This is a genomic window from Dictyobacter sp. Z7_2, from assembly GCF_057551105.1.
In genome coordinates this window covers 2,316,936-2,338,361 of record NZ_BAAJPE010000002.1, presented here as the reverse complement: position 1 = coordinate 2,338,361, position 21,426 = coordinate 2,316,936, and the positions used below count along the sequence as shown (strand labels likewise).

Here is a 21,426-nt window from a genome sequence, read left to right as displayed (position 1 = left end):
AAGCCCTCCTTATCAAAGCATACGATGAAACATACAATGAAAAAGGTCTGTCTTCCATTGTACCGTTTTTCCGGCCTGGCTTCAATAGTTAACCTATACATAAATATCGTTTTATTAACATATTCTTTGCGATCATTTCACACAATGTTCACAGAGGTCCGCTATACTTAAGCCAACTTTCATCCATTTTTTCACAAATGCTACATTTAGCATAAACTATAGGTTGTCACGATTACGTTCACTTCATCACGTACAATGATGAGTTGAAGGTAGATCCCACGCCGTAAAAGGAAAAGATAATGCTGGATAATTCTAAGTATGCCACATCAAAAGGAGCGATGATGGAAATAGTACGCTGGTCCGAACCAAATCCACCACAAGAACAGGTACTGCTCAAGCAGATGCAGCAGCAGGGACTACGACCGTACATATGGTCGAATGGGCCTGGCGACAGCTATGCTCCACACACGCACAGCTATGAAAAGGTGCTGTATTGCTTGCGAGGCTCGATCCGTTTTACGCTTCCCACGCAGCTCGATGCGGCCGGACTGTCCACGTATGTCGATCTGCTGCCCGGCGACCGCATGATACTTCCAGCTGGAATCTGTCATAGTGCCCAGGTGGGTCCGCAAGGGGTGAGTTGTATGGAGGCGGCAAGATACTAACATCTTGCTCAGCTGTGCAGAGCAAGCGTCGAACTTATTCTCATGCGGATGCGAGCCAGAATTGCCGGGGAAATGTGATATACTCTAAAATTAACATCGAAAGCAAGAGCAAGAGCAATGAGAACTCGTTCACGGTGAGTAACGGGCTGCATGAGACGTTGTTAAAAATACAGACAGGTATCCTTTGTACTTCTCCCCTGTGCATGACGGCTTCCATTGCCTGTGATAATTTAAGACGAACATCGAGAGATGCAGAGCACGCTTTCTGGCTTCGTGCTCTGCCTTAGGAAAGGAACTCATGCACGCATTAGAACGCCGCGAGGCGATTATTGTGCTAGATTTTGGCTCGCAATATAGCCGTTTAATTACCCGACGCATTCGCGAATGCCATGTCTATAGCGAACTGGTGCCGGCCAATACTACCTTAGAGCAACTCAAGAAAAATACCCATCTGGATATTAAAGGATTTATCCTATCGGGTGGTCCCTCCAGCGTTTATGATACCGATGCTCCCTCATGCGATCCGGCTATTCTCAACAGTGGCGTGCCTGTACTGGGCATCTGCTACGGGATGCAGTTGATGGCACAACAGCTGGGTGGACATGTCGCCCTGGCACATGGACTACGCGAATATGGTCCTGCAACCATCGAAGTGTTGCCAGCGACCGCTGAAACCCAGGCATACTTCAGCATTTTTGAGGGTATCGTGGCATCACCGCAGCAGACCGAAAATCTGGAGTCTCCCAACGATAATGAGCTACGCTTACCAGTATGGATGAGTCATGGAGATAGCGTTGATCAGCTGCCCGAAGGATTTCGCGTGCTGGCCTGCACCGAGAGCAATCCAGTTGCAGCGATCAGCAATCTCAAAGGATACATCGGACTCCAATTTCATCCTGAAGTCACGCATACCCCTCAGGGGACAGCGATCATTCGCAACTTCTTATTTAGAGTCTGTCATTGCGAGCCGAGCTGGACACCTGGACATGTGATCGATGAAACAGTTGAGCTGCTACAACAGCAGGTGGGGAAAGAACACGTTATCTGTGGACTCTCCGGCGGAGTCGATTCGGCGGTCGCGGCACTCTTGATCCACAAAGCGATCGGGGATCAGCTCACCTGCATCTTCGTCGATACCGGTCTGCTGCGAGCTGGGGAGCGCGAACAGGTCGAGGAGACCTTTAGCAATCACATGCATATCCCTCTGGTCGTGGTGGATGCTCGTAAGCGCTTCTTAGATCGATTGGCAAATGTCATCGATCCCGAAAAGAAACGCAAGATCATCGGAGAAGAATTTATCCGCGTCTTCGAGGACGAGGCTCTCCGTCTGGCCGAAGCCCAGGGCAACATCTCGTTTCTGGCGCAGGGAACCCTCTATCCAGACGTAATTGAGAGCACCAGTCATGATACAGCGTCGACAGCCAAAAGCATCAAATCGCACCACAACGTCGGCGGGCTACCAAGCGAGATGAAATTCAAGCTGGTCGAGCCGCTACGCATGCTCTTTAAAGACGAGGTCCGCGAGCTCGGAGCCACACTGGGACTCCCAGAAGAATGGGTCTGGCGTCATCCCTTTCCCGGACCAGGACTGGCGATCCGCATCATCGGACCCGTCGACGAGCCACAGTTGGAGATCCTACGCGCCGCCGACAAGATCGTAATCGAAGAGATCCAAAAAGCTGGCATCTATCGCCAGTTGGGACAAGCCTTCGCCGTTCTCACACCGATCCAGAGCGTCGGCGTGATGGGAGACCTGCGCACTTATGCCAATCTGGTTGCCATTCGTGCCGTAACATCTGGCGATTTTATGACCGCCGACTGGGCCAAGTTGCCGAACGATCTGCTCGGACGCATCTCGAACCGTCTGGTCAACGAGATCGCCGAAATCAATCGCGTCGTCTATGACATCACCTCAAAGCCACCGGCCACCATAGAATGGGAATAGTCATCATCCATGCCCGAATTTAAAATACTGGCTCGGGGTCTCTACCGGCCCGAGCAGTTACAGATTCGCTATCAGCCCGCTCAGATCCTGCCGTTCAGCGTCGAACAGCAGGCCGCAATGGATCATGTCTGGCAAGCAAAGCTGCTTCAAGCCAGGCAGCAAAAGCGCTTGCTCTTTGATGCTCCCCTCTATCGTCTGCTCGAATTCCAACAGAGCGACCCTCAAAATCTCCAACTCACATTAGGAGACACAAGCTACAAAGAATATGTCTTAACACGCGACAGCGCAGCATCAAGCAATCCACTGGCCGTATGTTCTGTCGTCGAGACCAGCGACAACATCATTCTGCTCGACCAGCGCCAGGGCGTGGATGTCTACAACGGACGCTATCACGTCATCGCCGGCTTCTTCGAGCGTGGCACCGATACGAACGATCAGCAGCTACCCGATCCTTTCCAGGCCATGCAACGCGAGATCCGCGAAGAGACAGGCATTCAAGCATCCGATGTCAGCGAGCAATATTGTCTCGGACTCGTCTACGATCTCGCCACCCCACACAGCGAACTATGCTTCCTCACACGCCTGCACATTACATTGGCAGAAGTCCAACGTCGCACACCTGAGGATAATGAAATTAAAAACCTCCAGTCTTTATCTGTCACAGAGGATAATCTCAGGAAGTTCTTACAGGAGCAGCAAGGGAATATCTCGGTGACGGGAGAAGCCAACCTGCGCCTCTATGAAGCCTGGAAATTTGGAGAAACATCCCCAAATGTACACGAGTGATACTTTCAATTGTGCACACGAAGAACCATTTGCGCGATCATTGCAACACGCATATTGTCTTAACGCAGTCATAAAATGAGCCACTGATCGTTAGCCCTGCGCAGTGGGGCGGATAATAATCTCGTTCACATCAATATCGGCTGGCTGCCCGATCGCAAACGCAATAGCACTGGCAATCGCAGCGGGGGGCATCGCAAACGTGTCCAGGGACGCGGCGATCTGAGCTTTCACCTCCAGATTTGTCATAGTGTCCGTGGCGTTCGTGCGCGTGAAGCCAGGCGAAATGATCGTCACGCGCAGGTTGTCTCCGGCCTCCTGGCGCAAACCCTCGGAGATAGCACGCACAGCAAACTTCGTGCCGGAATAGATCGCCATGTTCGGTGTCGTTTTGTGCCCTGCAGTCGAAGCGAGGTTAACGAAATGTCCGGAACCTTGCTGGCGGAAGACAGGCAGCGCTGCCGCGATGCCATACAGCACGCCTCTTATGTTGACGTCGATCATCTCATCCCAATCCTCGACACGCAGATCGTCGAGGGGAGAAATCGGCATAACACCGGCATTGTTGATGAGTACATCAAGCTTACCGTATCGCTCGCATGCCAGACTGACGAGATTGGATAAGTCGTTGCGTCGTCTCACGTCTGTGCGCGCATAGGCAACTTCACCGCCCATATGCTTGATGCGAGCCGCCAGAGCCTCAAGGCGATCCAACCGGCGCGCTCCAAGCACGACGTGTGCACCGCGTTCGGCGAGCAGAAGCGCAGTAGCCTCACCAATACCGCTGCTTGCACCTGTGATACCTATAACTTTTCCAGTAATGGTTGACATATATTCTCTCCTGTTCCTTCGTTACTTTTTCATTATCATCAATGGTGATTCTTTTTGTGACTTTTGCTCCTTTGATGAGTTACTCACCTCGCTTGTCCAGAGTGTATAATGAGGGACATGCTTTAACAAGAAAGGTGTTTATCCTGGAACTAGCACTCCTAGTTTGCGGTGACATAACGGAGCGAAGAAAGTGACATGCCTATGAACCATCTGGAGTTGGATCGTCATCACGAATTAGCAGTATTCTTACGGAGTCGGCGCGCTCGCTTATCGCCAGAAGGCGTCGGATTACCCAGAGGGAGCCGAAGGCGTACACCAGGCTTACGGCGTGGAGAAGTGGCTATGCTCGCCGGGATAAGCCTTGAGTGGTATACCTGGCTTGAGCAGGGACGGGATATCAATGTCTCAGTGCAATTGCTGGACAGCCTGGTGCGAACGCTACAACTGGACGCAAACGAACGTACCCATTTATTTTTGCTGGCACTCAGACAACCTCCTCCAGTAGAGATATTTTTACCAACGACGATCAGCCCAACGTTCCAACAGTTTCTCAATCAGCTTGGAACAACCCCTGCGTGCGTCGTTGATGCTCGCTTGACGGTCGTGGCGTGGAATAAAGCCTTTTGCGCCGTTTTTGGCGACTATGAAATAAAGTCCGATCAAGAGCGAAACTTGATCTGGAGATTATTCACGTCACCTTCTCTCAACGAAGAGTGGGAGGAACATGCGCGATTGTATCTGGCTCACTTTCGCGCTGGCTATGACCGTTTCATCGAAGATCCCTGGTGGGCAAAACACATCACTGAATTGAACCATTTCAGCCCGGAGTTTCGAGAATTATGGGCACGTCACGACGTGCTCAACGTTCCAGAAGGGCGAAAATCGATACGTCATCCGCTCGTAGGAGAACTGGCCTTCGAGTTTCTCTTGTTCCAGACGGTTGATACCTACGATCTTCGACTTCTGATTCACACTCCACTTGCCAACTCTGGAACTGCCGACAAAATTGAGCGGCTCCTGGCCTTTGAGGATTAGCGGAGATCAGATCACGCTAAATTATCATGGCTTCCATCGACGTCATCAGGCACCAAACACATACTTTGATTGATAGAAGCTTCAATCGATCTCTGCCTGATCACAAAACAGATACGGAACATAATAGCGAAAATACTGTATGCTTCCTTCTCTTTTAGCTTTCCTTGGAAACAAGGCAGTGGGAATACGAATCGTCTGTGCATACGTCCCTGACAAAAATTGCCCTATAAGCATCCACCAATGACGTTTCTCAATCACTGCCTGACGGCGTCTTTTGCCTTCCTCAAAGGAGATCTCGTTCATGATCGCAGGCTCTTTGAGCATGATCCATCCAGGAAATGATGGTGAAAAACGCGTCCACCCGATCGTGGCGATATTCGTCCACGGAGTATAGATGCGATATCCACTGCCATAAAAAATTACTCCATCTTCAGAAAGCTCAAGTCGAATCGCAGGTACATCTATATACGATGCAGCTGCATAAGCAATAAATGATCCTAAAAATAACAAACCAGAAAGCATAAAAAGCATATACCATTTATTCTCAAAAGCTAACACTTGTGGTATAAGGAGGATAAAATCGATAAAACAAAATAGCGCGAGACACATCATTCCACCAGTAAAAATCCATGTCAGTCGGCTAATGTAGTAGATCTTTGCCGCCATAAGTTTCTTTGCTTCCATACATCTTCTTTCTTTCCTCAAAAACAATCACAGAGCAAAAGTGCTGCGACTCTATAAACGAAACTATCACGCATCAAATAAGAATACACATATGGATAATATAAGTGTATATTCCTTTGAAGAGTGATAAAAATGTAAGCTATATCCACTTTTATAGTTAATCATTCTGATAGGGTCTATATTTAAAAAACAGGCCTATAAAAGACCACACCACCTTCAAAAAGCTCAAAGTCGAGCAGGGTCCTATGTATCTCAACGTCACATCCCACGAGAAGCACAATAATCGCGACACAATTGAATCGCTTGTTCCCATTGGCTAAAGTAGCGCTCACGCTTGACCTTAAACCATTTTCTATAACCTATGGTAGCCGTCTCAGAATCGTTTCCTCGTAGAATATAGACAAAGTTTCCTTCTTGCACAATCATCAAGGCAAATGATTGATCAAAATCATAATAAGGTACCGTGAAATCTCCACAGGGTATCTGGAAATGTTCTTCACATAAGGCCTCTGCGCTGTAAACAGAATCTAGTGATGTCAGCATTCCATGAGAAGGACTAAAAAAGAGAACCCTGTATTCTAATCCAATTGTACGAGTTTCATACATATAATCAGCAAGCATGACTTCAAAATCTTCAATAAGAGGGAACTTCTCTGCTTGGAAGGCGCTTGGATTGACAACATTTGTTTTGAGAAGTGCCTGAATACGCTCACTTGCCATTTCAGTAGGAGAAACCGACGCAATATCAGAGTAAGCAAAATGCCCCCGTAAATAAGGATGAGGTACAGGATTATCCCACCATGGAATTTGTTCAGGTAGGGAAGTATTTCTTCCCAGTACCTTCCAACCTTTTAGTATTGATTGATCAGTCATACGTTCCAACTCTTTCTTTCAGAGGAGAAGATATGAACGCAGCACTTGCTAGAACATATCCTCTCTACAATTATGTTGCGATTACATTTAGCTTGATGGATAAGCTGAAAATAGTGCGCAACCATGATGTTTGCTCCTAAGAGGCTGCCAATGCTCTAGTTGGACATCATCATTGCTCCTTCACCATAACTCAGATGCAGCGAGAAGGCCATCTACAACAAGGGATCTTTCTGCAAGTGGCCGTCTCAACTGAATGACACTCCCTCTCACCATTCTCTCGCCCATTAGGCTGTTCTCATCGCTTGCTTGCTCATTATAGATGTTTAAATGAGTATTTTGTGCTTCGCCTGATTTATGTACTGCCTGGCTGGTTATCTCCACAAGATACGGAGTGTAGAAGAGATGATAATAGTAATCAGCACCATGAGAATAAGTGCTATAACGATGGTACTTATTGTTTCCCGCCACCTATAATATCTTTGTCCAGGTTTTACAATGGTAGGCAGAAGAAAATTACGTGTGTCCAATCGTAAAAAACGCAAGATGAAAATGAAAAGCGTGAAAGTTGTAATTCCTAATAAAAAACCTCCTACCACAGCTAATAAAATTTCTCTAAAAAAACTGAGATGATGTTGTTGCGCAAAGGATAGGATGGAAATAGACGGGGCTACAAAAGTGAAGATAAAAGAGCACATAACTGATGTTTGATAAACCCGATTGACACGACTGGCGAACAATTCTCTCAGTTCAGAAATTACGCCAGGCTCGAGATCATCAACATCCTTCCAAACAATTAAGGTTGCCTGTGTCTTGTTTATATTCAAACTGAGACGTGGATGTTCCCTTTGTTGCACGTCAGTACCCTCCTGGATCACCTCAACAGTGCCTTGTGCTTCCAGAAATTTTATCTGGTAACTCGGGTTGATGCTTTTCAGCTGCACGACATATTGTTCAAATTGGATATCGTTAAGAATGCGTTGATCATCAATGACACAATCAGCATCCTGGAGATGCGTTTGAAAGAGTATAACCAATTTCTGAATGTCTTCCTTGAAAAACTCCAGACATGTATATGAATACTGTGTTTTTTGCATCTTTTTCCACTTCTCAAATATGCATCTATTTGCAAACAGAGGGATAATACATGGATACGTAGCCTGTCCAACCGGGAAATGAAAGGAATCAGTACTCGATGAATAGCTAATTGAAAAATCTTTCCTCAAAAATGAATATATTCATTTACTTCACCTACTCAACTGAGGATTTTTTGGGGTTTTCACCCATTTTTTGCTTGATCTGGATAACCAGAGTATTGAAATCTTTATACCCCCAACCAAGTGAAAGTGTTTTTGGAACCACCCCCTGAGCATAAAAAAGTTCATAGCCAGGAAAAATCCAATTTTTCTCGATTTTCCAAATATCTGTCCAGCGGATTATTTGCACCGAGTTCCTTCGTATCTTCCTTGTGAAATAGAGCAAACCTCCTTCGCAGACAACGATGTGCTCAGATCTCACCCGGGGAATTATAATCAACCGGACAATCCAAACCATTACCTGAGTCTCCAAGCATCCAAAGAAGGCATCGATAGTGGCAAAAGTAAAAAAATCCCACGAAAAGACAAATTGCACATACTCCAGTAGTGAACCTGGAGATCCATTCAGGCGATCATGCCATAACTTCAGGTTGACAAGCATGATAAATATCAAGGTTGCTATACTTACGCAAAACAAAAAGATGCTCATTCGATGATAGAGTCGAAGCACACCCGATCTCAACCTGTAGATTGATAAAGGGGCACCAAGTTGGCTGCTGGCAACGATGTGAGCATCCTCAACTGAGAGATTGATGGCATGTTTTTGCGTCATAGCGTCATTTCTCCTGAGCAGGCGTGAATTGACTCACCTTGAGTTTTCGGCTCTATTCTACCTCGTCTATATAAACAAATCACTAAGATTTGTGCGTTTTATAATTGTGGTGATATCCGTACCCACTATGTCTATAACATCCAAGCATGTTATGTAAACTAGATCGCTGGATCGTTCGATCACGCCCTTTTATAAAGAATGCTCTCGATCGTATGTTGATCAAGAGCATCATTCATACGTTCTTCCGTTTCCCATTCGTCATAGTGAAAGGAAAAGTACTCATCGTATTATCCCCAGAGCATGCGAATCACAAAAAAATTGCAGGCACAGAAAGCAATGCAAAGCACCAAAGCCACAAGTACCCTGCCGATCGCTTCTCTCCAACCATAGACGCGTGTGGTCTTTATTATCCCAGGAAACAGAAAAACGGTCGTCTCCATTTTCAAAAAGGAGACGATAACAATATTAAGAAACCACGTCAACGGTAACAACAAGATACTTGCGCCTACTGCAAGAAGAAATTGTGGAATGGAAACAACTTTTATTAGTTGCTCTCCCAATACTATAACCAGCGTTACTGATGGAGTTAGAGTTAATAAAGATTTATATATCGTCAAAGACTGAATATTATAATTCGTATTTTTGATTATAAAAGACTTTACTTGCGTCAAAAAATCAGTATTCTCTTCTCTCACCCGATCATTCACGAGCAAAGTTGCTAAAATAGGATTCATCTCTAATCGGATAAGGTCGTGATCGTTCTGCTCTGAAGTATTCTCCACCGTACCAAAAGTATATCCCTGTGCCACTAAAGATGTGGCTTGATATGGTGGATCAAATTGCTCAAAACGTTCAAGCTGCGCATTATCAGTAATGGGGAGTCCATCAATGATGATCTCAACATTCTGAAGGTGAGTTTGAAATAATTGAATGAGCTCTCTGATCTCTGGCCCACAAAAGGTCAAGCATTTATACACATGTAGTTGTTTTTTTTTCATCGTATTACCCAAATTAAAACTTCCTTCTTTATGATTCACATTTTTAGTTTGGCTTCTCAGACTACCTCTAGAATGCTGAAATAAAGAGCATCCTTGCAATAGAACTTAGCTTGTAGGGTAAAGCTAAACAATCTTGACTCTACGGGTCAAAAAAGGCCCGTAGAGTCTGCCAACCACACTCAACATGTCACTTTTTTACTTGGATTTCTACCTCCTCTTTCCTTCTTAAGTAGCTAACTCAAAATCATTCTATGAGAATTAACCCTCACATAATAATCGTTAACAACATCAGAATACACATTATAATTGAAAGAGGGGTTAGATGCGTAAGAAAAAGTAGTGACAGTGTAAGCAGGATTATAATTGATTGGTGCAATCGTTTCTGTTTCGAACGATGAACCCTTTACCGGTGTAGTAGCAGGTTTTTCTGCTATCGTTGTTGACTGGGCATTTATAATCTTTTGCTGTTGAGCTATCTTTGTTGCCTGAGCACTAATTATTTTAGGATTTGGATCTGGCGAAGTTGGATTGAATATATTGGTGAATACCTGGGATATAGCACCACCAACGACACCCATAGCACCCGCTCCGAGTACTGTACGTATCACTGTACTTAAGCTAAAAGGAGCCAAACCAATAGTAGTAAAATCACTAGCAACATTAAGTACTGATAGCCCGAGATATGGCTCGTTCCCTGATCATCGCCATCATAGCTATAGGTCGTCGTCTTATGCACCACATTGGCGTTACTTTGATAGCCATTTTCGTCGGTCACGCCATCCACCTGATAGGTATCGGTCTGCGTGACGCGAGGATCACAGACCACCACGGGATTATTGCGATCCAGTTGGCTGGTCAGATACTGCGTTCCAACATCATTGGGAGCTCCGCCAGCGCCACTACTGTGACCCACCCCAGGTGGGGGACACATGGTAAGATAATTCGAGGTCTGGGCCGAGAGCAGTTTCCCATCGATACCATAGTTCAGAACCTCTTTTTCTCGTCCGGCTAAACCTGGATCTGGGTCCCAGTAGGGATCAACGCCACAATTCTTCGGCTCTGTTTCGTATTGGTAGTCACACTCAATGTTACTGCTCGCAAGCCCCCATCCCTTGGTCGAGTAAAACGTGTGCTGCTGAGATGAGTTATCAGGCAGGGTCACCTGGACATGGGCAAAGCTGGTAAATTGTCCGTTGTAATAATCGGCATAATCTTCATCATTGACATCGCCCCAGGTGTAGCCATAGATACATGCATCACACCATTTGGCCGTCAATGTACTGACGTAATATTGATATTGCCAGGTCGACGAGACACCATTGGTGACGGCAGTCCGATTATAGACCACCATGCGACTCCAACTCCGGTCATCAGCCTTGGCACACAATATATCTGTTGTCCGATAATTATTACAGGTGAGCGCATTATTGCCTGCGCCTTCACTACCAGTATTATGGGTATTGCCGTGGGCTTCCGCCCAGTTCACCGTCTCATTCCATCCTCGACCATTATCCAGATTTTGGATGAAATATTTGTTATAGGTTTGTTGCCAGAGCCAACAGGGACCTCCATCATACAGGTGTGGCGTCCAGGCCGGACCACAATTCGTCGCCGGTTGTGCCGGGTGCGCCGAATCGGATGCTTCATAATGCTCGGTCTCTGCAATATAGGACATGTTGGTGATAGGCGCATTCAATGGCTTTGCATCGGTACCCCACTCCTCGATGCGGCGTAACAGCAGATAGCCCGCCACACTCTCATTGAGGCCACTCAATGCATCCCGAACAGTATAAGCAGGCTTTTGATTGTAGGTAAACTCATAGCGATGCTCAACCTGACCCTGCGACTGGATAATAATATTGTTGAGCACAAAGGTATTGAACGCTTTGGGAGCCGGTAACCCACCTGATCCCGAGAGATCCTCCGGCACGTTGCAGCGATTGGCCTCTGAGGCACTCCAGGTATCACAGACGGTCCCACCCGCCAGAATATGATCGGCCGCGGTCTTGGCATTGAGCGCGATCGTGACCTGGGGATTCCAGGTGCTACAGCCAGCGGTGACCGCGTTGCTGGCGTACGAGGTATTGTGACATGTGGGATCATCATATTCAATAAAGGACATGGTCGAATCGCGCACATCGTTGCCGGGGCGATTCTGTTGATAATGCACGCGAATCTAATTGCCGAAGCGATCCACCATCAGATTGAGATCCCAACGATAGGGATAAAAGACCCCATTGGCGTCGGTGGCGGATTGGCGTGATTCATTGGTACAGCCAAACTCTTCCATGATGCCATTGGGCAGTGCGACATGCCAGCAGATCAGAGTATCACAGTTCCAAAAGTATTCACGAATAAGGTAAGCACGACGAAAACGAGAAAGAACGACATCCAAAAAGGCAACGAATGTTTGCCCCGCCCACGAGATCCATCTCGCGTCGGCAGGATGCGAAAAATACGATGATGCATGCGAACTCCAACTATTCAAAATATGGTATCGCTGCTTGACTATCCTTCCCATCCATCCCCATTCCATCCAGCACATTCTCCTGGCATATATCCATATAAAACAAAGAGACATAGATAGATTCAAGAAAAGAACGCTTGTTCATCTCCAAATATGTCAGGATAGAAAAGTATCGATATCAAGAAAAGTATATTTTTGACCTATTTATTTGTCAAGGTTATATTTCCTTCCTTTTCAAATTACTCACAAAAGAGTAGTTGATTATCATATCTTTTCAATTACTCATAAAAGAGTAGCTGATTCTTTTTTATTTGTATCCCTATGAATAAGAGAATATCACTTATATCATCCAATGCTCGTCACATTGTCATAATGTGCGTACATAAATATAACTGAAGTAGCGTTGGGGGAAGGTAAACCTCAGCAGGGTTGAGCGGCATGGCTTGCCATATTTGAAAAAAAGGTGCTACAATGGGCTTGTCCCAGCGGATGAGACCCGTACCAGATATTCTATAACGAGCAGTCACCTGGATGTATGTCATTCAAACATCCGGGCAACCAGCCAGGATCAGAGGACCGTGACACTATATCAAATAGAAGTGCGAGCACTTGCGGAGCGTTATGATGTCCACGCACGCAAGCTTGTTCATGAAATACAGCAGTTACCGAGCCAACATCTTCCATCCCTGGCGGAGATATCCGCCGCACCCTCACAGCCAGGCATTCATACATCACAGCTCTACCACATCACCGGAAACCTGAGTACCGAGCACATTGATCAACTCATTCAGCAACTTTTAGTTGATCCAGTGGTGCAGGAGGCAAAGGTGATAACTGATCGGCACAACCAGGAAAACACAGCGACAGAACATATTGTCGATGTGTTTTTTCATGCTGGCGTGACCGATACGCTGGCGGAGAGCGTGATCGAGAGTGCGCAGATGGTGGGGATCACCGGGCTGGAGCATGTTGAAACCGGACGACGTACCGTTTTGGATGGTCGTTTCAGTGAGGCCGAGGCACATTATATCGCCAGGGCGCTATTATTTAATGCAGTTATTCAGCAGTATACGTTAACATCAGCCCGGGAACGCGCAACTTCGGCTCATGAGTTGCCACCTATCAGTATCCCAGAGAGCGGCAAGCAGGTCGACAATGACAGTTGCGACTCGGCTGTCCATGCGGCACATACGATCTTTATTTCAGCGATGACCGATGAGCAATTGCTCGCGGTCAGCCGCTCCGGACTTCTCTCGCTCAATCTGGAAGAGATGCGTGCCATCCAACAGCACTATCAAGAAGAGCAGCGCGAACCTACCGATGTGGAATTAGAGACGCTCGCTCAGACGTGGTCCGAACATTGTTCGCATAAGACTTTTAAGGCGACGGTGAAGTATCGCGAAGTAGATAGCAATGGCGCGACTATTGAAGACGAAACCATCTCTGGTCTACTCAAGCAGTATATTGTCAGCGCTACAGACGCGGTCAAGCAGGATTGGCTGGTCTCGGCGTTCAGCGATAATGCCGGTATCATCCGCCTCACCGAGACACAGGATGTGGCCTTCAAAGTCGAGACACATAATCATCCCTCGGCAATCGAGCCGTTTGGTGGTGCAAATACAGGCGTCGGTGGCGTGATTCGTGACGTCGTTGGCGTCTCCGCGCAGCCGATTGCCAATACAGATATCCTCTGCTTTGGCCCACTCGATACACCGGCCGACGAGCTTCCCGTTGGCGTGTTGCCACCGCGACGAATCGCCAGCGGAGTTATCAACGGTATCCGTGACTACGGCAATAAGATGGGGATTCCAACCGTCAACGGAGCAATCATCTATCATCCAGGCTACACATACAATCCGCTGGTCTTCTGCGGCTGTCTGGGGATTCTTCCTCATGGCAGTCATCCACGCGAGGTCGAGGCGGGAGATCTGATCGTCTCACTCGGCGGACGCACCGGACGCGATGGCGTCCACGGAGCTACCTTCTCCTCGGGCGAGATGAGCCTGGAGATTAATACGCAGGCTGGCACAGCGGTCCAGATTGGTGCACCGATCACTGAGAAAAAGGTGACCGATGTGATCATTCAAGCTCGCGACCGCCGTCTCTATCATGCCATCACCGACTGTGGAGCCGGTGGTTTTTCGTCGGCGATTGGCGAGATGGGCGAAAAAGTTGGCGCTCGCGTTGAGCTGACCAAGGCTCCGCTGAAATATCAGGGACTGGCTCCCTGGGAGATCTGGCTCTCGGAAGCGCAGGAGCGCATGATTCTGGCCGTCCCGCCCCAGCATATCGACGAGCTTTTCAGTATCTGCGAGATCGAAGAGGTAGAGGCAAGTATCCTTGGGACGTTTACTGGCAATGGTCGGCTCACGCTGACATACGAAGGTCAGGTCGTCGCCGATATGGATATGAAGTTTCTCCATAACGGTATCCCCTCCAGAACGTTAGAAGCAGTCTGGACAAAGGTAGCAACCAGTCCGGCGGTGAAAAAAACAACCAAAACAGATGCTCATATTCCCGCTACAGTGCAGCGCTCACTGTTACCAACCTTGCTCGCACTCTTAAAACATCCATCGATCGCCTCCAAAGAGGAGGTTGTACGCCGCTACGATCATGAGGTACAGGGCGCGACCGTGCGCAAGCCTCTGGTCGGGTTGGCTGGCAATGGGCCAGGCGATGCAGCGGTCCTACAACCGATCATAGAAGATGATCCAGACTCAAAAGCTGGCGTCGTCCTCTCAAATGGGGGGAATCCGCTCTACGGCAAGATTGATCCATATCACATGGCAGTCAACGCCGTCGACGAGGCTCTGCGCAATCTGACCGCCGTTGGAGGAGATGTCACGCACACGGCGATTCTAGATAACTTCTGCTGGGGAAATCCCACTGATCCAGAACAACTGGGAATGCTGGTCCGCGCAGTCAAAGGTTGTCATGATGCAGCGGTCGGCTTCGGCACTCCGTTTATCTCCGGCAAAGATAGCTTGAATAATGAATATCGCACCGAGGGACGTCGCTTACCTGTCCTGCCGACCCTGATCATCTCGGCGGTCAGCGTGATCCAGGATACGACACCCACGATCGATATGTCACTGAAGACGCCCGGCAACCTGCTCTATCTGATCGGTGCCACACGCAACGAGCTGGCAGGATCGCACTATGCAGAAGTCGTCGATACCGTCTCCTTTGAGCAGCTCTTTCCACAGACTTCGGTGCCTCAGGTTCGCGTCTCTCACGCCTTCCAGACGATGAAGACATTGGGCGAAGCCATCCAACGGGGTCTGGTACGCTCCTGTCACGACCTCTCTGAAGGTGGTCTGGCTGTGGCCAGCGCGGAGATGGCTCTGGCAGGTCTCCGAGGTGCTACGATTAATATTGGTCGCTTTGGCATCCAGGGAGCGGAAACGCTCAGCACCGGAGCCATTATCCTCGCCAAACTCTTCAGCGAATCGGCCACACGCTTTCTCGTCGAGGTAACTCCCGAGCAGTTGGGAAGCTTCGAGAAATACCTGCAAGCCAACGCCCTTGAAGAATATTATCGGATTGGTACAGTTACGAACGCGTCGCAACTCATCATCCAGAACGGTGAAACAGAATTGTTCCAGGTGGATGTCGACGAGTTGCAAAACTCATGGAAAGGAGGACAGGCCTGATGGCTGCATTACGCGCTTTAGTCTTACGTGCGCCAGGTATTAACTGTGATCGTGAAGCGGCTCAAGCCTGTCGTCTGGCCGGCTTTGAGACCGATCTGATCCATATCAATCAGCTTGTCAAAGCCCCCGAAGAGCTACTGGATTATCATTTTCTCGTGCTGCCAGGCGGCTTCTCGTATGGAGATGATCTGGGAGCTGGCACCATTTTAGCCAGGAAAATACAGCTCCATCTGGGTTCTCAGCTGAGACAATTCATCGACGAGGGGCGTCCAGTGCTGGGAATATGTAACGGTTTTCAGGTTCTGGTACGTCTCGGATTGCTGCCGGGGAATGTGTCAGATGATTCTTTACGCGCTACTCTGACCGAGAATGAGTCGGCACAATTTGAATGTCGCTGGACGACCCTGACAACGCAAAAGAGTGCCTGTCTATTCACAAAAGGCATCGACAGACCGATCGAGATACCAGTGGCTCATGGAGAGGGACAATTTGTCTTTACCGGAGATATCGCCAACCTGAAGGCCAGCGGTCAATTGCCTCTGGTCTACGCCAGCAACACAGCCGAAGCACAAGAGCCGATCAGCTATCCAGACAATCCCAACGGATCGGTCGGAAACGTCGCGGGCGTCTGTAACGCACGAGGCAACGTCTTCGGCCTGATGCCTCATCCCGAACGCTATCTCAACGCCATGCAGCATCCACTGCGGCGCGGATTGGTCGGCGATCAGGGCGATGGCCTGTTGATCTTCCAGAATGCTTACGCTTATGTACAGGCATCTCTTGATCAATCAGCATCTGAGCCATCGAGCCAGAAGAACACGTACGCCGCGAGCGGTGTCGACGTCGAGGCTGGCGAGAAGGCAGTGCGTCTGATGAAAGAGGCTGTCCGCGCAGCGCAAGGTCCAAACGTGCTAGCCGGCATTGGAGCCTTCGCGGGCGTCTTTCGGGCCAAAGCGCTCCAGAAGATGAAAAAACCTGCGCTGGTGGCTTCAACTGATGGAGTGGGCACAAAGACACTCCTGGCCTCGCAGGCGAAGCGCTATGACACCATCGGCTACGATATCGTCAACCATTCAATCAACGATCTGCTGGCCCAGGGAGCTCGACCACTCTTCTTTATGGACTATCTGGCCGTCAACAAGCTAGATCCAGTCCAGGCAGCCACAATTGTCCAGGGAGTCGCCAACGCCTGTAAAGAGGCCGATTGTGCTCTCCTCGGTGGCGAGACGGCTGAAATGCCCGATGTCTACACACAGGGAGCCTTTGATCTCGCTGGCACCATCGTCGGTGCCGTCGAAGAAGACGACGCACTCAACGGCACAACCATCGGTGAAGGTGATACCATTCTGGGCATCCCATCCAGTGGACTGCATACAAACGGCTATTCGCTGGCACGACGCATCTTCGCAGACTATCCCCTGGATACAGTCTTTCCCGAATTGGGCGAACCTCTGGTCGATGCGCTCCTCCGACCGCATCGCAGTTACTTGTACGAGGTCAGCTTGCTGCACGAATACCTTGAGGATCGCGGACGCTATATCAAAGGGATCGCGCACATTACTGGTGGAGGCTTCAAAGGAAACATCTCACGCATCCTACCAGCAGGCACACAAGCCCTGATCGACACACAATCCTGGACAGTCCCTCCACTCTTTCAATTAATCGCCCGCTTGGGCAAAATTGAAAAAGAAGAGCTCTATCGCACCTTTAATATGGGGATCGGCATGATCATCGTTCTGGCGCCCAAAGCGGCCCTGGAGGCTCGCAGCCGGCTACCAGAGTTACAGACGATCGGCAAGATCACCAAAGGCGAAGGTGTCTTACTCGAGTGACATTTATATCATCCGCACTCGTCTCTCATTCATGGAATTATTTAACAAGAAAGAGCTTCTCTGCCAAAGATAAGACTCTTTCATCTATGCATGTTTTCATCGTAACAGGTCAGGGTTTCAAGAAAGGATCTCCCGTTTATGACCAATAGTAATGTTCTCTTTGGCCCCTTAATGGTTGAGGGCAAAACCAAACAGATCTATCTCTATCCTGACGATGATTCCCTGGTCTATATGCTAGGCAAAGATCAGATTACTGCGGGCGATGGTGCTCGTCGGAATGAAATCGCAGGCAAATCACGCTTGAGCACGATCACGACAGCGAATGTCTTTCGACTGCTCAATGAAGGCAACGTCGCCACCCATTTTGTAAAAAAAATTGATGACACGACCTTACTGGTGAAGCGCTGCGTCATGCTCCCGATCGAGCAAGTACAACGTCGCATCGCCACCGGATCGTACCTCAAACGCCATCCCGAAGTGGCAGAGGGAACACGCTTTGATCCTGTGCTGATCGAGACATTTCTCAAAGATGATGCACGCCATGATCCACAGATCTGGTCAGAGGATATCATCAAGCTTGGTCTGGCCACAGAGGACGAGATTGCATGGATGGCTCAAGAAGGGCGTCGTGTCTTCGATGTGCTCGAAAGAGCCTGGGCGAGCGTCAATGTGACGCTGGTAGATCTCAAGATCGAGTTTGGACGCGATCCACAGGGACAGCTGTTGGTGGCCGATGTCATCGACAATGATAGCTGGCGACTGTGGCCCGATGGCGACAAATCTCGTATGCTGGATAAGCAGGTCTATCGCAACCTTCAGGAGGTCACACCAGAAGCGCTGCAAGGCATTGCCGATCGCTATGCACTGGTGGCCGATCTGACAGGGAAGCTACACCCAGCGGAAAGCAATTAAAACATCGAACCGGTATAATTTTTCAGGTTATAGCATCTTATTTAAGAGCAGAATAACGAGGAACTAAGCATGGAGCGACTACACGACGCTTGCGGAATAGTAGGGATCTATATGCCACAGGACGACGATAGTCTCGACGTACGGCGTTACATCACCCTGGCATTAACGGCCTTACAGCATCGAGGGCAAGAGAGCGCGGGCATGGCAGTCTATGATGCCAACAATCAGATCGTCCATCGAGCGGCTATGGGAAAAGTACGCGAAGTTTTTCAAGATTCAGGGACCAGCCTGCCCGAAACACATTGCGGAATTGGACATGTCCGCTATTCGACCACAGGATCCAGCTGTGTGGAAAATGCAGGACCCTTTGTGGTTGGTGAGCGCAGCGGTCAATATGAGACGATCGCCCTGGCCCACAATGGCAATATCGTCAACGGCGATATGTTACGTAACCTCTTTCCCGACGAAGTCTTAACCTCAACCACTGAGAGCGAGATCATCGCCTTCATGTTGCTTTACGCACAGGGAAAGACCTTGCGCGAGCGTATGATCGAAGTCTTCCCAGCATTGCGTGGCTCTTACAGTCTGGTGATGCTGGCCGAGGGCAAACTCTACGCCATGCGTGATCCATGGGGCATGCGCCCACTCTGTATCGGTCGCATTGGCAAGAGCTGGATCGCCGCCTCTGAATCCTGTGCCCTGGATCGCATGGGTGCCACCTATGTGCGCGAAGTCGAGCCCGGAGAATTTATCACATTCGACGAGAATGGGATGCATTCCGAGCTGCTGGTCAAAGCTCAGAAGACCTCTCTCTGCGTCTTCGAGCACATCTACTTCTCGGATGCCACCAGCCGTCTCAACGACGCCTACATCTATGATGTCCGCGAAGCATTGGGACGCGAGCTCGCCCGAGAGCATCCCGTCGAGGCAGATCTGATTGTGCCCGTACCCGACTCATCGATTCCGGCCGCACTTGGCTATGCAACCGAAGCGGGCATTCCCTACAGCCAGGCGATCATCAAGAATCGCTACAGCGATCGCACCTTTATCAAACCGGACCAACGCCTGCGACAACTGGAAGTTGACCTGAAATTCAATTTCGTGCAGCCCAAGGTTGAAGGAGCACGGCTGGTGATCGTCGATGACTCGATCGTGCGTGGCAATACGATGAAGCGACTGGTCTCAGCGCTACGCAATCGCGGCGTCAAAGAGATCCACCTGCGCTCAAGCGCTCCGCCGCTGCGTCATCCCTGCTACTTCGGCATCGATATCCCACAGGAAGACGAGCTGATCGCCGCCGGACGTACCGTACAGGAGATCGCTGATTATATTGGCGTCGATAGCCTGGGCTATGTAAGTATGGCAGGCCTGGGACGCGCAATCCAGACGGCAGAGACTCCCCAGCATCGTACCAATGACGAGACGGCACTGGAGTTTCTGAACAAAGAATTTTGCTATGGTTGTATGGAAAAACAAGGTTGGCCATTTGATCCCATCGCGGAAGCCAAGCACTCGGCACAACATGCCACATTCTTCCCACGCCATGCAGCGATAAAGGGACAGTAATCCCGGCAAGTAGTTAATTGGAGGTTCACCTATTATGCGCGTATTGGTCATAGGATCAGGTGGACGTGAACATGCGCTCGTCTGGAAACTAGCGCAGAGTTCACGTATCACCAAGATCTTCGCGGCTCCAGGAAATCCAGGGATGTCCCCGTACGCCGAACGAGTTCCCTTAGGTGTAGGCCAGCTCAACGAGTTGGCCTCCTACGCCGAACAGAACCAGATCGATCTGACTATCATTGGCCCCGAAGCACCATTGATCGATGGCATCGTCGATCTGTTCCGTGAGCGAGGACTGAACGTCTTCGGTCCAGTCAAAGCGGGCGCGATGCTTGAGGGCAGTAAGGCTTTCGCCAAAGAGTTGATGACAAGCGCCGGAATTCCTACGGCGCAACATCGCACGTTTAGTGACTATAATCTCGCCAAAACCTATCTGGAGCGGCACGGAGCTCCGATCGCGATCAAAGCGGATGGCAATGCCGCAGGCAAAGGCGCGATCATAGCGCTCGATATGGAGACCGCTCAGGATGCAATCAAGCAAATGATGGTCGATCGTGTCTTTGGGCCGGCAGGCGACGTCGTGGTGCTCGAAGATTATCTTGAGGGAGACGAGATCGGAGCGACCGCGATCTGTAACGGGACCAATTACCTCCCACTCTATTTATCGCAGGATCACAAACGTGCCTTCGACAACGATCAGGGACTCAACACCGGAGGCATGGGAGTCTTCACACCACTCCCCTTTGTCGACGCGGCAGGCTATGAGCATGTCTATAAGCAAATTATCGACAAGACGCTCTATGCGCTTAAAGAGGCTGAGATTGATTTCTCTGGTATCCTCTACTCAAATATCATGCTCACAAAGCAAGGTCCGATGGTCATCGAGCACAACACACGCTTCGGTGATCCAGAGACACAGGCCTTTATGCTGCTCATGAAAGAGGATATCCTGGATGTGCTCGAATTTGGACATGGGAAACAACTTGATCCCAATACGCTCTGGCATCCAGGATCAGCTATCAGCCTGACCGTGGCTTCCGGCGGCTATCCTGGAGAATATCGTTCAGGGATACCCATCAGCGGGATCGAAGAGGCCAACAAGCTGGATCAGGTCCATGTATTCCACGCCGGTACAGCGCTGAAGAACGATCAGCTCGTCACAGCCGGTGGACGCGTTCTGAGCGTCGTGGCCCGTGGGAATAGTCTGCGCGAAGCCGTGGATCGCGCCTACGAAGCCGTTAAATATATTTCTTTTGAAGGTATGCATTACCGCAAAGACATAGCCCATCGCGGTCTGGAAAGTCAATAAATCCAGCCGA

The 21,426-nt window shown here is 49.2% G+C and carries 18 protein-coding genes; 9 read left to right on the top strand and 9 right to left on the bottom strand.

The features are described 5' to 3' along the window. The first annotated feature begins 338 nt into the window (after positions 1-338). The 3 genes from AC27N8_RS23260 to AC27N8_RS23250 all read left to right on the top strand — a co-directional run bounded on the left by AC27N8_RS23260 (position 339) and on the right by AC27N8_RS23250 (position 3,396). The gene (locus AC27N8_RS23260) at positions 339-665 is read left to right on the top strand and encodes a cupin domain-containing protein (protein ID WP_487069834.1); all 327 of its coding nucleotides are present in this window, start codon (positions 339-341) and stop codon (positions 663-665) included. A gap of 298 nt (positions 666-963) precedes the next feature. Next, entirely contained in the window at positions 964-2,610 is a 1,647-nt protein-coding gene (gene guaA / locus AC27N8_RS23255; protein ID WP_487069832.1) for a glutamine-hydrolyzing GMP synthase, read from the top strand. 9 nt (positions 2,611-2,619) lie between these two features. Continuing rightward, positions 2,620-3,396, top strand: a complete 777-nt coding sequence (locus AC27N8_RS23250) for an NUDIX domain-containing protein (protein ID WP_487069830.1) — start codon at positions 2,620-2,622, stop codon at positions 3,394-3,396. 90 nt (positions 3,397-3,486) lie between these two features. On the opposite strand, the gene AC27N8_RS23245 is transcribed toward AC27N8_RS23250, so the two are convergent. Further along, complete coding sequence (locus tag AC27N8_RS23245; RefSeq protein ID WP_487069828.1) at positions 3,487-4,224, bottom strand: SDR family oxidoreductase; 738 nt, start codon at positions 4,222-4,224, stop codon at positions 3,487-3,489. Between the two features lie 201 nt (positions 4,225-4,425). Here AC27N8_RS23245 and AC27N8_RS23240 point away from each other — a divergent pair, with 201 nt between their 5' ends. Continuing rightward, positions 4,426-5,259 carry a helix-turn-helix transcriptional regulator gene (locus AC27N8_RS23240; RefSeq protein WP_487074743.1) on the top strand — a complete coding sequence of 278 codons (834 nt, stop codon included), beginning with the start codon at positions 4,426-4,428 and terminating at the stop codon, positions 5,257-5,259. Positions 5,260-5,340: 81 nt separating this feature from the next. Here AC27N8_RS23240 and AC27N8_RS23235 read toward each other — a convergent pair whose 3' ends face one another. The 8 genes from AC27N8_RS23235 to AC27N8_RS23200 form a co-directional block, all read right to left on the bottom strand. Further along, the gene (locus tag AC27N8_RS23235; RefSeq protein WP_487069826.1) at positions 5,341-5,943 is read right to left on the bottom strand and encodes a hypothetical protein; all 603 of its coding nucleotides are present in this window, start codon (positions 5,941-5,943) and stop codon (positions 5,341-5,343) included. A 258-nt stretch (positions 5,944-6,201) separates the two neighbouring features. Next, positions 6,202-6,816: a hypothetical protein gene (locus AC27N8_RS23230; protein WP_487069824.1), complete on the bottom strand. Its 615-nt coding sequence runs from the start codon at positions 6,814-6,816 to the stop codon at positions 6,202-6,204. Positions 6,817-7,187: 371 nt separating this feature from the next. Continuing rightward, the gene (locus tag AC27N8_RS23225; RefSeq protein WP_487069822.1) at positions 7,188-7,910 is read right to left on the bottom strand and encodes a hypothetical protein; all 723 of its coding nucleotides are present in this window, start codon (positions 7,908-7,910) and stop codon (positions 7,188-7,190) included. 154 nt (positions 7,911-8,064) lie between these two features. Then, the gene (locus tag AC27N8_RS23220; RefSeq protein WP_487069820.1) at positions 8,065-8,682 is read right to left on the bottom strand and encodes a hypothetical protein; all 618 of its coding nucleotides are present in this window, start codon (positions 8,680-8,682) and stop codon (positions 8,065-8,067) included. Positions 8,683-8,969: 287 nt separating this feature from the next. Further along, the gene (locus AC27N8_RS23215; protein ID WP_487069818.1) at positions 8,970-9,692 is read right to left on the bottom strand and encodes a hypothetical protein; all 723 of its coding nucleotides are present in this window, start codon (positions 9,690-9,692) and stop codon (positions 8,970-8,972) included. A gap of 221 nt (positions 9,693-9,913) precedes the next feature. Then, positions 9,914-10,258, bottom strand: coding sequence for a hypothetical protein (locus AC27N8_RS23210; protein ID WP_487069816.1), 345 nt, complete (start codon positions 10,256-10,258; stop codon positions 9,914-9,916). Positions 10,259-10,293: 35 nt separating this feature from the next. Next, entirely contained in the window at positions 10,294-11,850 is a 1,557-nt protein-coding gene (locus tag AC27N8_RS23205; RefSeq protein WP_487069814.1) for a hypothetical protein, read from the bottom strand. 6 nt (positions 11,851-11,856) lie between these two features. Next, positions 11,857-12,168, bottom strand: coding sequence for a hypothetical protein (locus tag AC27N8_RS23200; RefSeq protein WP_487069812.1), 312 nt, complete (start codon positions 12,166-12,168; stop codon positions 11,857-11,859). Between the two features lie 557 nt (positions 12,169-12,725). On the opposite strand from AC27N8_RS23200, the gene purL reads away from it, so the two are divergent. The 5 genes from purL (at position 12,726) to purD (ending at position 21,416) form a co-directional block, all read left to right on the top strand. Then, entirely contained in the window at positions 12,726-15,800 is a 3,075-nt protein-coding gene (purL, locus tag AC27N8_RS23195; RefSeq protein WP_487069810.1) for a phosphoribosylformylglycinamidine synthase subunit PurL, read from the top strand. After that, positions 15,800-17,632 carry a phosphoribosylformylglycinamidine cyclo-ligase gene (gene purM / locus AC27N8_RS23190; protein ID WP_487069808.1) on the top strand — a complete coding sequence of 611 codons (1,833 nt, stop codon included), beginning with the start codon at positions 15,800-15,802 and terminating at the stop codon, positions 17,630-17,632. Before purL ends, purM begins: the two co-directional genes overlap by 1 nt. A 138-nt stretch (positions 17,633-17,770) precedes the next feature. Further along, positions 17,771-18,544, top strand: coding sequence for a phosphoribosylaminoimidazolesuccinocarboxamide synthase (locus AC27N8_RS23185; RefSeq protein WP_487069806.1), 774 nt, complete (start codon positions 17,771-17,773; stop codon positions 18,542-18,544). Between the two features lie 69 nt (positions 18,545-18,613). Continuing rightward, complete coding sequence (purF, locus tag AC27N8_RS23180; RefSeq protein ID WP_487069804.1) at positions 18,614-20,110, top strand: amidophosphoribosyltransferase; 1,497 nt, start codon at positions 18,614-18,616, stop codon at positions 20,108-20,110. 34 nt (positions 20,111-20,144) lie between these two features. Next, positions 20,145-21,416, top strand: coding sequence for a phosphoribosylamine--glycine ligase (purD, locus tag AC27N8_RS23175; protein ID WP_487069802.1), 1,272 nt, complete (start codon positions 20,145-20,147; stop codon positions 21,414-21,416). Positions 21,417-21,426: the final 10 nt, after the last annotated feature.

Excerpts from the sequence above, each read along its gene's own strand:
- AC27N8_RS23260 (WP_487069834.1), top strand. The coding sequence starts at position 339 with ATGATGGAAATAGTACGCTGGTCCGAACCAAATCCACCACAAGAACAG.
- guaA (WP_487069832.1), top strand. The coding sequence starts at position 964 with ATGCACGCATTAGAACGCCGCGAGGCGATTATTGTGCTAGATTTTGGC.
- AC27N8_RS23250 (WP_487069830.1), top strand. The coding sequence starts at position 2,620 with ATGCCCGAATTTAAAATACTGGCTCGGGGTCTCTACCGGCCCGAGCAG.
- AC27N8_RS23245 (WP_487069828.1), bottom strand. The coding sequence starts at position 4,224 with ATGTCAACCATTACTGGAAAAGTTATAGGTATCACAGGTGCAAGCAGC.
- AC27N8_RS23240 (WP_487074743.1), top strand. The coding sequence starts at position 4,426 with ATGAACCATCTGGAGTTGGATCGTCATCACGAATTAGCAGTATTCTTA.
- AC27N8_RS23235 (WP_487069826.1), bottom strand. The coding sequence starts at position 5,943 with ATGGAAGCAAAGAAACTTATGGCGGCAAAGATCTACTACATTAGCCGA.
- AC27N8_RS23230 (WP_487069824.1), bottom strand. The coding sequence starts at position 6,816 with ATGACTGATCAATCAATACTAAAAGGTTGGAAGGTACTGGGAAGAAAT.
- AC27N8_RS23225 (WP_487069822.1), bottom strand. The coding sequence starts at position 7,910 with ATGCAAAAAACACAGTATTCATATACATGTCTGGAGTTTTTCAAGGAA.
- AC27N8_RS23220 (WP_487069820.1), bottom strand. The coding sequence starts at position 8,682 with ATGACGCAAAAACATGCCATCAATCTCTCAGTTGAGGATGCTCACATC.
- AC27N8_RS23210 (WP_487069816.1), bottom strand. The coding sequence starts at position 10,258 with ATGGGTGTCGTTGGTGGTGCTATATCCCAGGTATTCACCAATATATTC.
- purM (WP_487069808.1), top strand. The coding sequence starts at position 15,800 with ATGGCTGCATTACGCGCTTTAGTCTTACGTGCGCCAGGTATTAACTGT.
- AC27N8_RS23185 (WP_487069806.1), top strand. The coding sequence starts at position 17,771 with ATGACCAATAGTAATGTTCTCTTTGGCCCCTTAATGGTTGAGGGCAAA.
- purF (WP_487069804.1), top strand. The coding sequence starts at position 18,614 with ATGGAGCGACTACACGACGCTTGCGGAATAGTAGGGATCTATATGCCA.
- purD (WP_487069802.1), top strand. The coding sequence starts at position 20,145 with ATGCGCGTATTGGTCATAGGATCAGGTGGACGTGAACATGCGCTCGTC.